The following is a 12,541-nucleotide window of genomic DNA, read 5'->3' as shown; positions in this document are numbered from 1 at the left end:
ACCGATGATTACAGGCGGGCGATCGCCGAGGCCGGGTCCTCGATGGCGTCGGCCACGCTGCGCATGAAGCCGGCCGCCGTGCCACCGTCGCAGACGCGGTGGTCGAAGACGAAGCTCATCTGCGTGATCTTGCGGACGCGGATGGCTCCGTCGACCACCCACGGGCGATCCAGGATGCGGCCGAAGCCGAGGATCGCCACCTGTGGATGGTTGATGATGGCGGCGCTGCCGTCGACCCGGAAGCCGCCGTAGTTGTTGAGCGTGAACGTGCCGCTGCCGAGCACCGTGCCCTGCCGCGCGCTCTCCGTCACCCGCCGGATCTCCTTGTCGAGGCCCGCCGTGGTCAGGGCGCCCGCATCCGTGACCGCGGGCACGACCAGACCCCGATTTCCCTGTACGGCGAGGCCGAGGTCGATGCGCTCCAGCTCGACGATCTCCTGGCGCTCGGTGTCCACGCGCGAGTTGAGCACGGGGTATTCGCGCAGCGCGGCCACCGTGAAGCGCGCCAGGTAGGCCAGGATGCCCGGCCCGGGCCGCGTGGCCTCCCGCAACTCCCAGAGCCGGGTCGCGTCGACGTCGACCCAGACCGTGGCCTCCGGAATCTCCGCGCGACTGCGGGTGAGCGCGGCCGACACCGCCTTCCGGAACCCGCTCAGCGGAACCCGCCGTTCCCCCGGCACCCCCGTGACACCGGTGTCAGCACGCACGCGCCCAGCGACGCCGGCCGTGACACCGGTGCCAGCCGCTGTGCCCATGACGGCCGCCCCGGCAACACCGGTGTCACGGGCCTGTGCCGATAGTGCCCGCAGCACGTCGGCCCGGACGATCAGCCCGCCGGCCCCGCTGCCGGAGATCGATCCCAGGTCGACACCGGTGTCACGGGCCAGACGGCGCACCAACGGCGAGACCACTCGGCGCACGCGGCGACCGATCGCAGGCGACGGCTCGGTGGGCGGCGTGCTCTCACGTGTCACCGGTGTCGCGGGCGAAGGCTCCGTTGAGTGAGGCGAGGGCGGTGATGCCGGAACTTCGGGCGAGGGCGTGGGGGGAACCGTCGTAGGGGACGGGGAAGGAGCGGTGACAGCGGAGGGGGGAAGAGCCGCGGAAGCCGGCGGAGGCGCCGTGGTGGGCGACGGGGACGGGGTGGCTGCGGCGCGGGGGCGGCGACGGCGAGTCGGGGCTGCGGTGGTGCCGGGGGTGCCGTAGCCGATCAGGACGTTGCCGGAGCCGGCTCGTTCCTCCTCGCGGTACGTTTCGCCTGCCGGCTCCACGGCGGACACCGCGCCTACCGACTCCGCGCGGGACACGGTGAGCAGGGGCTTGCCCACCTCGAGGACCGAGCCCTCGGGGGCGTGGCGGGCGGCGACCTTGCCCGCGTACGGGGACGGAACCTCGACCAGGGACTTGGCGGTCTCGACCTCGACGACGGGCTGGTCCACCGTGACGGTTTCGCCCTCGGTGACGAGCCACCGCACGACCTCGGCCTCGGTCAGGCCCTCGCCCAGGTCGGGCAGGGTGAACACCTGGTCGCTCACGAGTCCTCCCACTGCAGGTCGTCGACGGCGTCCAGCACCCGGTCGACGCCGGGCAGGTGCAGGTGCTCGTATTTCGGGGGCGGGTAGGGGATGTCGAAGCCGGACACCCGGCGGATCGGGGCGGCCAGCGAGTGGAAGCAGCGCTCGGTGACCCGCGCGACGATCTCCGACGACACGCCGGCGAACCCGGATGCTTCGGTCACCACCACGGCGCGGCCGGTGGAGCGCACGGCCGCGCACACGGTCTCGTCGTCGAACGGCACGATCGAGCGCAGGTCGACCACCTGCAGGCTGCGGCCCTCGCGGTCGGCGACCTCGGCCGCCTCCAGGGCCACGGGCACGCTGGGCCCGTACGCGATGAGTGTGGCGTCGGTGCCCTCCCGCCGGATCACCGCGCGTCCCACCAGCGCGGCCGGGGTCAGCGCGACCTCCTCCTTGGCCCAGTACAGCTTCTTGGGCTCGAGGAACACGACCGGGTCGGGCGAGGCGATCGACTCCCGCAGCAGCCCGTACGCGTCCGCGGGGGTCGACGGCGTGACCACGTGCAGGCCGGGCGTGTGCGCGTAGTAGGCCTCGGACGAGTCGCAGTGGTGCTCGACGCCGCCGATCCCCCCGGCGTACGGGATCCGGATGACCATCGGCAGCGTCACCTTCCCCAGGGTGCGGTTGCGCATCTTGGCGACGTGGCTGACGATCTGCTCGAAGGCGGGGTAGGCGAACGCGTCGAACTGCATCTCGACGACGGGGCGCATCCCGTTCATGGCCATCCCGACCGCCACGCCGACGATCCCGGACTCGGCCAGCGGCGTGTCGAAACAGCGGTCCTGGCCGAACTGGGCGGTGAGCCCGTCGGTGACCCGGAAGACGCCGCCCAGCGGGCCCACGTCCTCGCCGAACACGACAACGGAGTCGTCCTCGGTCATCGCGTCGCGCAGGGCCCGGTTGAGCGCCTGCGCCATGGTCAGCTTCTCGTGCGTCATCCCACCGCTCCTTCCCGGGCGAGCTCGTCGGCGAGCAGGGCTTGCTGTTCCCGCAGCTGAGGCGTCGGCGTCGCGTAGACGTGCTCGAAGAGCCGAGCCGGTTCGGGCGTCATATCCGCGTTGAGGCCGTCTCGCAGGTGGGCGGCGATCCGGTCGGCCTCCGCCCGCATCTCCGACAAGTCAGCTTCGGGCAGGGCCAGGTGGAGCTCGAGGCGAGTGAGAGGGTCCCGCGCGGCCCAGGCGGAGACTTCCGCGGATGATCGATACCGCGTGGCGTCGTCGGCGTTGGTGTGCGCCTGCATCCGATACGTGTGCGCCTCGACGAGCTGCGGCCCCTCACCGCCGCGGGCCCGCGCGACTGCCTCGCCGAGCACGGTCAGCAGCGCGGCCACGTCGTTGCCGTCGACGCGCTCACCGGGGATGCCGTAACCGATTCCCTTGTACGCCAGGGACGGCGCCGCGGTCTGCCGCGCGAGCGGCACGCTGATCGCGTACTCGTTGTTCTGGATCAGGAACACCACCGGGGCCCGCAGCACCGCGGCGAAGTTGAGCGCCTCGTGGAAGTCGCCCTCGCTGGTGCCGCCGTCGCCGCACAGCGCCATCACCACTGTGGGCTCGCCGCGCAGCCGGGCCGCGTGGGCCACTCCGACGGCGTGCGGCAGCTGGGTGGCCAGGGGAGTGGCGTGCGGGGCGACCCGATGTTCGTACGGGTCCCAGCCGCAGTGCCAGTCGCCCTTGAGCAGGGTCAGCGCCTCGACCGGGTCGACGCCGCGGCCGACCACGGCCACGGTGTCGCGATAGGTCGGGAACAGCCAGTCGCCGTCGTCGAGCACCTGGGCCGCGGCGACCTGGCAGGCCTCCTGGCCGTGCGACGACGGGTAGACGGCCAGCCGGCCCTGCCGGACCAGCGCGTACGCCTGGTCGTTGAGCCGCCGGCCGGTGATCAGCGCGGCCAGGGCCCGGCGCAGCTCGGCGTCGGAGGGGAAGACGCGGCCCGAGTCGGCAACGGGGTGGCCGTCGGCGCCGATCAGGGTCACGGGGGTGCCCGAGGGCAGAAGGTGGTGTGCGTCACCTGTCATGGGGTCATGCTTGTAGCGTTGCCAATTGAACGCCAGAGCTGCGGGCGAACCGAGAAAATGTATGCCGGAGCGCGGCGGTGCGGGGCCGAACGTCCAGCGATCGCGGCGCCCGGGGCGGGGAGGTAAGACAAGTGGCCAACGCCCTCGACGACATCGATCGGCTGATCCTGGCCGAGCTCACCCGGGACGGGCGCCTGTCGATGCGTACCCTGGCCGAGCGGCTGCACATCTCGCGGGCCAACGCGTACGCCCGGGTCGAGCGACTTCGTACGGCCGAGGTGATCCGCGGCTTTCGCGCGGACGTAGACCCTGTTGCGGCGGGTCTCGGCACCACCGCGTACGTGACGGTGAACTTGAACCAGGCCGAGTGGCGGGACGTGGCCGAGCGGCTGCGCTCGCTGCCCGGCGTCGTGCACATCGCGCTGGTCGGCGGGGAGTTCGACGTGATCATGCTGGTCCGCGCCCAGGACAACGCGGCGCTGGGCCGGCTGGTGCTCGACGAGATCCAGGGTATGCCGGGGGTCGTCAACACGCGGACGCTGCTGGTCTTTGAAGAGGCGGAACCGGGGTAAGGAGCGTTGATGAGATCGTTCGTGCGGGTCGCGGTGGCGGCCGGTCTGCTGGCCGGGGTGGCCGCGTGTTCCGACGACGCGTCGAGCGGGGCGCCGAAGCAGACCGTGCCGGCGTCGGCCGCGGTCGACGTGCCGGCCCTGGTCGCGACGCGGGTGCAGGGTGGCGGCGACGATCCGATCCAGGCGCCTCCGGGCTGGACGGTCAGCGTGTGGGCCAAGGTGCCGGGCGCGCGCCTGCTGGCCTGGACGCCCGACAAGCGGCTGCTCGTGTCGCGGCCCGAGTCGGGTGACGTGCTCGTGCTCGATCAGCGGGGGCAGGCGAAGCCGCTGGTCGAGGGGCTGAACCAGCCGCACGGGCTGGCCTTCGACGGCGACACGCTGTACGTGGCCGAGAGCGATCAGGTCGACTCGTTCACCTACTCCGCCGGCGCGGTCAGCGGCAAGCAGGTCGTGATCGACAACCTGCCCGACGAGAAGAGCATGGAGCTGGGCGGCAAGTACGCGCACGCGCTCAAGAGCGTGGCCGTGGGCGGGGACGGGTCGATCTACGTCTCGATCGGCTCCACCGGCAACGTCTCCGAGGAGGACCGCGACGCCGAGCCGGAGCGGGCCGCGATTCTGCGCGCGAAGCCGGGTCAGCCGGCCGAGACCTTCGCCCGCGGTGTCCGCAACGGCACCGGGCTGGCGATCGACCCCGACGGCGGCTTGTGGACGGCCGTCAACAACCGCGACAACATCGCCAACCCGAAGAACGGCGACGTCGAGGAGTCGTACGTCAACGACCACCCCCTGGAGCCGCTGGCCCGGCTCACCGAGGGCCGCGACCTGGGCTGGCCGTACTGCAACCCCGACCCCGACCTGGCCGACGGGCAGATCAGCTACACCGACCGGCCCTTCGTCCGGGACGTGCAGACCAACCCGGACGGCGACAAGCTCGACTGCTCGCAGCTCAAGCCCTCGGAGCAGGGGATGGGCGCCCACTCGGCGCCGCTGGGCCTGGCCTTCGTCACCGGCGTCGCGGGCGGCTACGGCGACGGCGCACTGGCCGGCATCCACGGCTCGTGGAACCGGCAGCCGCCCCGCCCGCCCGAGGTCTCGTTCTTCGCCTGGCGCGACGGCACCCTCGGCCCGCAGCAGACCCTGCTCACCGGGTTCCAGCGCGAGGACGGCTCGCGGTGGGGCCGGCCGGTGATGGCGGTGAAGGGTCCGGACGGCGCGATCTACGTCAGCGACGATCAGGCCGGGGCGATCTACCGGGTCACCTCGTCCTGAACTGCGAGAACAAGGCCGGGCGCGGCATTTGCCCGGCCCTTCCGTTTGCTTCCCGACATTACTTAATGTAACCGTGAAGTTGATCACACGCTTGCTCGCACCCTCCTACTCATCGTTACTGTGCCACGTCTAGTTACCTTTGCGTTCGCTGTGAACGCTGGTCAGACGCCAGTAGAACGTTGCGGCGATGACACACGGTTATTACGGCCAGGTTGCCTGAAGGTGCCAGCCGCCATCACCGAGAGTCATTGTCGTTGAGAGGACGAGGAAGCACCGTGATCCCCGCGCCCCGGTACGACTACGACGCCTACAGCGGCCTCGCCGGCCCCGCTGTGCCTTCGCCGGACGAGCCGGGGCGGATCGGCATGCGCCGCCTGAGCGGCCGCCGGCCGGTCGGCAACCTGGCGATCACCCTGTTCGCCTTCGCGTTCGAGGCCACCTTCGTCGCCTGGCTGCTCAGCTCGGTCGCCGTGCCCGACCGTGCGCTGCACCCGACGCTGCACGCCGCGACCTGGTTCATGATCGTCGCCACCTTGCTGATCGAGGTGTTCCGCCTCGTCAACGTGATCACGCTGTGCCTGGCCACGATCTGGGCCCGCGATCCCCGGCCGCTCACGCCCGACCCCGGGCTGCGCGTCGCGTTCCTGACCACGATCGTGCCCGGCAAGGAGCCGATCGCCATGGTCGAGCGCACCCTGACCGCGGCCGTGCGGGTGCGCCATCCCGGCCCGTACGACGTCTGGTTGCTCGACGAGGGCGACGACGACGAGGTCAAGGCCATGTGTGAACGCCTCGGGGTGCATCACTTCACCCGCAAGGGCAACCCGCTCGACAACACCCCGGCCGGCGCGTTCAAGGAGAAGACCAAGCACGGCAACTACAACTCGTGGATCCGCAAGCACGGCCGCCAGTACGACGTCTTCGTCTCGGTCGACCCCGACCACGTGCCGCTGCCCAACTTCTGCGAGCGCCTGCTGGGCTACTTCCACGACCCCGAGGTCGCCTTCGTGGTCGGCCCGCAGATCTACGGCAACTACGACAACCTGGTCACCCGCTGGGCCGAGTCGCAGCAGTACCTGTTCCACTCGCTGCTGCAGCGGGCGGGCAACCGGTTCGGCGCGGCCATGCTCGTGGGCACCAACAACGCCGTACGGATCGAGGCCGTCCGGCAGATCGGCGGCCTGCAGGACTCGATCACCGAGGACATGGCGACCAGCCTGGCCCTGCACGCCGCCGGCTGGCGCTCGGTCTACACCCCCGACGTGCTGGCCGTGGGCGAGGGCCCGTCCTCCTGGACCGACTACTTCAGCCAGCAGTACCGCTGGTCGCGCGGCACCGACGAGGTCGCCGTGGCCACGTTCGCGCGGATGGTCCCGCGGCTCGGCGCGCGCCGCAGCCTGTTCTACGGCCTGCTCATGTCGTACTACCCGCTGACCGCGCTGGCCTGGATCCTGGGCGCGATCAACGCCACCTGCTACCTGGTCCTCGGGGCCAAGGGTGTGCAGGTCCCGCAGCAGGTCTGGCTGATGCTGTACGTCGACGCCGCGCTGTTCCAGTTCCTGCTCTACCTGTGGAACCGCCGCCACAACGTCAGCCCGCACGAGGAAGCCGGCTCGTCGGGCCTGGCCGGGATGCTCGTCTCGACGCTGTCGACCCCGGTCTACGTGTCCGCCTTCCTCTCGGCTCTGCTGCGCCGGCCGGCCCGCTTCGTGGTCACGCCCAAGGGTGAATCGGCCAGCCCCGACGGCGTCCGCACGTTCCGGCACGCGCTGCGGTGGGCCGCCTTCTACGCCGTGCTGCTGATCGCGGCGCCGTTCGCCGGGCACGTCGACGGGTTCATGTGGCTGTGGCCCGCCCTCAACGTCGTCATCTGCCTGACCCCGCTCACCGTGTGGCTCGTGGGCCGGAAACGCCGGCCCGCACCCGTCGCCCCCCTGGCCAGGATCGAAGAACCCGTGGAGACGTACGCATGACACCCCGCCCCCGCCCGACGCTCGCTCGACGCCTGGGCACCGGTCTGGTCGCGCTCGCCGTCCTGTCGGTGGTCGCGGTGGTGAACCGGCCCATGGTCGCGTTCGGCGCCGACGCCCTGCACACGTTCTCGATCAACCGGCAGTCCTACAAGGAGCGGTACGGCCACTGGGCCCGCGTGCCCGTGCCGGCCGGGTTCCAGGTCAACGCCATCCACGCCGCGCTGCTCAACACGGGCAAGGTGCTGATCATCGCGGGCAGCGGCAACAACCGCGAGAACTTCGAGGCCGGCACGTTCCGGACCATCCTGTACGACCCCCGGGGCGACACCTTCACCGAGGTGCCCACGCCGACCGACGTCTTCTGCGCCGGGCACACGTTTCTGCCCGACGGCAACCTGCTGATCGCGGGCGGCACCAAGAGCTACGAGGTGCTCGAGGGCGACATCACCAACGCGGCCGGCGTCATGAAGATCAAGAACGAGTCGGCCACGGCCGGTCCCCGTACGTTCCCCAAGGGCACCCGGCTCGAGTCGGCCACCGGGTTCGTCTACGAGACCCGCGCGGACGTGACCGTGCCCGCGGCGCACCAGATGGACCACGGCGGAATCCCGATGCAGCACGCCGGCGAGGCCGAGGTCTGGGTCGACGCGGTGCTGCCGGGCAACGCCGCGATCGCCGGCCGGCCCGCCCAGTACACGATCCAGGGGCTGACCGGCGTGGACCGGAACAACCTGTACGGCGTCTCCGACAAGATCACGCGGGAGAAGCAGGAGTACGGCGGCGACAACACCTCGTACGAGTTCGACCCGGTCGCCGAGAAGTACATCCGCACCGGCGACATGGTCAAGAGCCGCTGGTACCCGACCCTGGCCGAGCTGCCCGGCGGCGACGTCCTCGCGGTCTCCGGGCTCGACGAGTTCGGCCGCATCCTGCCCGGCGACAACGAGAAATACCTGCGGGCCGAACGGAAGTGGGTGGCCGCGCCCGAGCTGAAGCGCTACTTCCCGACCTATCCCGCGCTGCACCTGATGGCGGACGACCGGCTGTTCTTCTCCGGCTCCAACTCCGGCTACGGCAGCGACACCGAAGGCCGTACGCCCGGGCTCTGGAACCTCGAGGACAACAGCTTCGAGGTGGTTCCCGGCCTCGCGCAGCCCCGGCTGACCGAGACCAGCTCGTCGGTGCTGCTGGCCCCCGCCCAGGACCAGAAGGTCATGATCTTCGGCGGCGGTGAGGTGGGGGAGTCGCCGGTCTCGACCACCCGTACGGCCATCGCCGACCTCGACACCTCCAACCCGATCTACGAACCCGGGCCCGACCTGCCGGAACCGGTCCGCTACCTGAGCACGGTGCTGCTGCCCGACGACACGGTGTTCACCACGGGCGGCTCCTCCGGTTACCGCGGAGGCCCGTACGGGGGAAAGCCGCGCAGCGACCTGTTCACCTCGCAGATCTATCAGCCGGCGTCGAACTCGTTCGCGACCGCGGCCGAGTCCACGGTGGGGCGCAACTACCACTCCGAGGCCATCCTGCTGGCCGACGGGCGCGTCATCACGCTCGGCAGCGACCCGCTCTACGACGAGACCGGCAAGAACCCGGGCAGCTTCGAGAAGCGCATCGAGGTGTACAGCCCGCCGTACCTCTTCCAGGGTGAGCGGCCGGTCATCACCGGTGGGCCTGCCACGGTCAGGCGTGGTGCGACGGTAACGTTCGGTACCGACAGCAAGAACGTGCGGCGGGCCCGTCTGGTGCGGCCCAGCGCCGTGACCCACGTGGTCGACGTCGACCAGCGTTCGGTCGCCGTCGACATCACGCCGACGGAGGGCGGATTGGCCATCAGCATCCCGCAGCGCAAGGGCCTCGTGCCGTCCGGCTGGTACATGCTGTTCCTCGTCGACGACAAGGGCGTGCCCTCGGTCGCCCGGTGGGTGCAGGTCGCGTAGTGGCTGCCGTTCGCCGTCGGCGCGTCGTGTTCGTGCTGCTCGTGTCCGCGCTGGTCGTGGTGTTTTTCGTGCTGCTGGCCCTGCGGTACGTATCCGATCGTGACGGTCCGGCCGCCGCCCCGGCCGCCTCGGCGCCCCCCGTCCCGCCCACCCTGTACGTCGACCCCGCCGGCCCGGCCGTGGAGCAGGTCAAGACGTACGAGGCCGTGGGCCGGACGGCCGACGCCGCGCTGATCCGCAAGATCGCTGATCGGCCCGTGGCGGCCTGGTTCGCCGACGAGACAACCGATCCCGCCGTACGGGCCCGGACGCTCGTGACGGCGGCCGCCGCCGCGGGCCAGGTGCCGGTGCTGACGCTCTACCGCATCCCGCAGCGCGACTGCGGCAGCCACTCCGGCGGCGGCGCGGTCACCGCCGCCGAGTACCAGGCCTGGGTCGGCTCGATCGCGGCCGCCATCACCGGGCACCGGGCGATCGTCGTCGTCGAACCCGACGCGGTGGCCCAGGCCGTACAGGGCTGCCTCAGCAGTGCCGAACGCGCCGAACGTTACCGCCTGCTCGGCCACGCCATCGACACCCTGACGGCCAACCAGCAGCTCAAGGTCTACCTGGACGGCGGCAACCCGAGCTGGATCACCGACACGGCTCGGATGGGCGACGCCCTGAAGAAGGCCGGCGTCGAGCGTGCCGACGGTTTCGCGCTCAACGTGGCCAACTTCGAGACCACGACGGCCAACGTCACGTACGGCACCAAACTGTCGAAACACCTGGGCGGCGCCCACTTCGTCATCGACACCAGCCGCAACGGCAACGGCCCGGCCAAGAAGACCAGCGACTACGACGGCCACTGGTGCAACCCGCCGGGCCGCGCGCTGGGCGACACGCCCACCCTGCGAACCGGCCACAGACTGGTCGACGCCTACCTCTGGATCAAACGCCCCGGCGAGTCCGACGGCGCCTGCGGCAAGGGCGCCCCACCGGCCGGCCAGTGGTGGGCCGACTACGCCCTGGCGCTGGCCCGCGGCTGAACCGCCCGAGTGGGTCAGCCGATTCCCCCAACTCCGCCGATACCGGTTCCCGGATTGTGCCGGGGCGTGATGCCGGGGACCTGGCCGAAGTTGCCATGCCGGGCCGTATCGGGGCTCGCGGGTTCGACAACAATCTCCGGGACGTCCGGCATCGGGTGGGCCGGGGCGTCGCCGACCGGCCTGTCGAGGCCGCGGACGGTGGCGGTGCCGGCCCTCGTCCGTTGCTCGAAGGAGTTTTTCATCCGGTTGTTCTCGCCCACCGTGACTCCGTCGGAGCGGGCTATCAGAAGACTCTTACCAGGAGACTTGAACGAGGTCCCGAGCGCGCGGCCCACGTCGCTGGGCAAGGCGTTCAGGGCCTCCACGATCGTCTGCCGGACGTCGCCCAGGCCGGCGCGGCCTTTCCGGGGGCAGAGGTAGTCAGTGATCACCATGGCCAGCCTCGGGTTGTGGTGAAGCAAGGCGGCTGCGCTCGGCTCGCCTGTTACGACGTACCGGAAGGTGTTGTGCTGCTTGTTGTAGTCACCCACCTGCAAGCCTTGAGCGTCGAACGCCAGCAGCCGCTCCCAGAAGCCTGGCCCTTCGTAGCCGGCTTGCAGCACGAGCGGATCCGAGCGCACGTCCGCTTCGGAGACATGGCCAAGAGCGGCGATCAGTCGCCCGCGGAGGACGTCGTTCCGAGGCTCCGCGAGCAGGGCGGCCATCGCCTCCCGCACTTTTGGGTCGTCGAGAACCTGGCCGAAGTTCAGGGGGCGATCACGCCGTTCCACGATGAAACGGTTGACCTGCACGTTGTGGTGGCCGACCTGGGCGCCCCGGACGTCCTGAAACCTGATCTGCGCCAGCAGGGCCTGGCCGGGGCGCTGCAAGATCATGCCAGGCGTGGCGTCGGCGGCCGGGGAGAGCCGGGGAACGGTGCGGCGCCCGATCGTGTACTCACGGGGGCTTGCCGGTTCGGGACGGCTCTGCAGTGCACGAACCAAACCGAGCTGCTCGACGGCCGCCCGCAGGACCGGAAGAAAGTTGCCGGTCAACGCGTCCCGCCGCGACAGGTCCAGATCGCTGAACGCGGGCCGGACCACGCCGTTGTCGTCGCCATGCTCGGCGGACACGACCAGGAGGGCCGTGGTGGATTCCTCGACGTCGCCCAGAATCGCCGCTACGTCGCCGTTCTTACGGCACCGCTTGAGAATGAGCCGACGCGGCTCGGATCCCACTTCCACCACGTCGACCCTGAGTCCGAGCAGGAGTTCCGTCCACGCGGGGCTGTTCTGCAGGCAGGGCTCGACATCGACGAGGTTCAGCTCGGAAACAAGAGCAGATATCCAGAACTCGTCGAGCCGAGCCCCCCAGCCGTTGAGGGAGCGGTGCAGCACGATGCGGGTGCGCCCGTCGGTCCGAATAGCGTAGATGGTCAGTCTGACGTCCGGTCTCATGGGACGTCTCCCGATGGCCGCTCGTAGGACTCGCGTGAACTGTCTGAACTCGCCGACGAGGACATGGCGTCGCGGAAAAGGCGGAGGGTGGTGCGTCGTGCCTGCTCGATCCGAGCGTCGACCCGCTGCCCTTCCTTGGCGGTGTTGCCGGCCTGTTCCTGAACCTGACGCAGCGCCGTGGTCAGCTGAGCATTCACGCGTTCCATATCCTTGAGCCCCCACCACCAGACCGCCCCGGCAGTCAGCAGGGCTACTGTCGCGACGGCGATGGTGGCCCAGAACGGCCAGGCCGGGGCCGACGTGGACCGGACCTCGTGCACGACCACCGTCGGCACAGGCGCGGGCGTGACCGGCGCGCCCAGCAACAGCAGACCCTGAAGCGCGGCTTGATCACCCTTGTCCGTTCGCAGGGCGCTCTCGAAGAATGCCCTCGCCGCGGCCCGATCACCGCCACTCAGGGCGGCCTGGGCCCGGGCCACCTCCTTGGTGGCGGTCCGGCGCCGGTCGGCCACCTCGTCGGCGCCGTCGTCGGCGCAGTCGCCCTCCTCGGCGCGGGTCGCCGCCGCGTAGGCGTTGGCCGCCTCGGTCAGCCGGGCATCTTTGACCAGGCCGTCCGCGTATGCGCAAAGAGTGTGGTCGCGGGAACAGCCCGCCAGGGAAATCAGAACACCAAGAACAAGGACCAGAACACCGGCGCCGCGTCGTGCTCGCACTCAGACCTCC

10 protein-coding genes are annotated in these 12,541 nt (G+C 70.5%); 5 read left to right on the top strand and 5 right to left on the bottom strand.

Annotated elements, in window-relative coordinates:
• Window positions 1-8 precede the first annotated feature (8 nt).
• From BKA14_RS12095 to BKA14_RS12085, 3 genes are read right to left on the bottom strand one after another with little or no spacing between them, the layout of a single operon-like run.
• Window positions 9-1,535: a dihydrolipoamide acetyltransferase family protein gene (locus BKA14_RS12095; RefSeq protein WP_184951017.1), complete on the bottom strand. Its 1,527-nt coding sequence runs from the start codon at window positions 1,533-1,535 to the stop codon at window positions 9-11.
• Window positions 1,532-2,515: an alpha-ketoacid dehydrogenase subunit beta gene (locus BKA14_RS12090; protein ID WP_184951016.1), complete on the bottom strand. Its 984-nt coding sequence runs from the start codon at window positions 2,513-2,515 to the stop codon at window positions 1,532-1,534. Before BKA14_RS12090 ends, BKA14_RS12095 begins: the two co-directional genes overlap by 4 nt.
• Window positions 2,512-3,594, bottom strand: a complete 1,083-nt coding sequence (locus tag BKA14_RS12085) for a thiamine pyrophosphate-dependent dehydrogenase E1 component subunit alpha (protein WP_184951015.1) — start codon at window positions 3,592-3,594, stop codon at window positions 2,512-2,514. The genes BKA14_RS12090 and BKA14_RS12085 overlap by 4 nt, the downstream gene beginning before the upstream one ends.
• 131 nt (window positions 3,595-3,725) lie before the next feature.
• Between BKA14_RS12085 and BKA14_RS12080 the strand changes: the two genes are divergently transcribed.
• The 5 genes from BKA14_RS12080 to BKA14_RS12060 all read left to right on the top strand — a co-directional run bounded on the left by BKA14_RS12080 (window position 3,726) and on the right by BKA14_RS12060 (window position 10,382).
• A complete protein-coding gene (locus BKA14_RS12080) occupies window positions 3,726-4,166 on the top strand; it encodes an Lrp/AsnC family transcriptional regulator (RefSeq protein WP_184951014.1) in 441 nt (146 codons plus the stop codon).
• A gap of 9 nt (window positions 4,167-4,175) precedes the next feature.
• Complete coding sequence (locus BKA14_RS12075; RefSeq protein WP_184951013.1) at window positions 4,176-5,438, top strand: PQQ-dependent sugar dehydrogenase; 1,263 nt, start codon at window positions 4,176-4,178, stop codon at window positions 5,436-5,438.
• Window positions 5,439-5,713: 275 nt separating this feature from the next.
• Window positions 5,714-7,411, top strand: coding sequence for a glycosyltransferase family 2 protein (locus tag BKA14_RS12070; protein ID WP_239093568.1), 1,698 nt, complete (start codon window positions 5,714-5,716; stop codon window positions 7,409-7,411).
• A complete protein-coding gene (gene glxA / locus BKA14_RS12065; protein WP_184951012.1) occupies window positions 7,408-9,354 on the top strand; it encodes a radical copper oxidase GlxA in 1,947 nt (648 codons plus the stop codon). The genes BKA14_RS12070 and glxA overlap by 4 nt, the downstream gene beginning before the upstream one ends.
• Window positions 9,354-10,382 carry a glycoside hydrolase family 6 protein gene (locus BKA14_RS12060; protein WP_239093570.1) on the top strand — a complete coding sequence of 343 codons (1,029 nt, stop codon included), beginning with the start codon at window positions 9,354-9,356 and terminating at the stop codon, window positions 10,380-10,382. Before glxA ends, BKA14_RS12060 begins: the two co-directional genes overlap by 1 nt.
• A gap of 14 nt (window positions 10,383-10,396) precedes the next feature.
• Here BKA14_RS12060 and BKA14_RS12055 read toward each other — a convergent pair whose 3' ends face one another.
• The gene (locus tag BKA14_RS12055) at window positions 10,397-11,818 is read right to left on the bottom strand and encodes an RIP homotypic interaction motif-containing protein (RefSeq protein ID WP_184951011.1); all 1,422 of its coding nucleotides are present in this window, start codon (window positions 11,816-11,818) and stop codon (window positions 10,397-10,399) included.
• A complete protein-coding gene (locus BKA14_RS12050; protein WP_184951010.1) occupies window positions 11,815-12,531 on the bottom strand; it encodes a hypothetical protein in 717 nt (238 codons plus the stop codon). Before BKA14_RS12050 ends, BKA14_RS12055 begins: the two co-directional genes overlap by 4 nt.
• Window positions 12,532-12,541: the final 10 nt, after the last annotated feature.

It is taken from the genome of Paractinoplanes abujensis (assembly GCF_014204895.1).
GTDB classification, from domain to species: Bacteria; Actinomycetota; Actinomycetes; order Mycobacteriales; family Micromonosporaceae; genus Actinoplanes; species Actinoplanes abujensis.
This window is presented reverse-complemented; position numbering and strand designations above follow the sequence as displayed.

Bases quoted from the DNA above. Each gene is read 5' to 3' on its own strand.
- BKA14_RS12055 (WP_184951011.1), bottom strand. From the start codon at position 11,818: ATGAGACCGGACGTCAGACTGACCATCTACGCTATTCGGACCGACGGG.
- BKA14_RS12085 (WP_184951015.1), bottom strand. From the start codon at position 3,594: ATGACAGGTGACGCACACCACCTTCTGCCCTCGGGCACCCCCGTGACC.
- BKA14_RS12075 (WP_184951013.1), top strand. From the start codon at position 4,176: ATGAGATCGTTCGTGCGGGTCGCGGTGGCGGCCGGTCTGCTGGCCGGG.
- glxA (WP_184951012.1), top strand. From the start codon at position 7,408: ATGACACCCCGCCCCCGCCCGACGCTCGCTCGACGCCTGGGCACCGGT.
- BKA14_RS12090 (WP_184951016.1), bottom strand. From the start codon at position 2,515: ATGACGCACGAGAAGCTGACCATGGCGCAGGCGCTCAACCGGGCCCTG.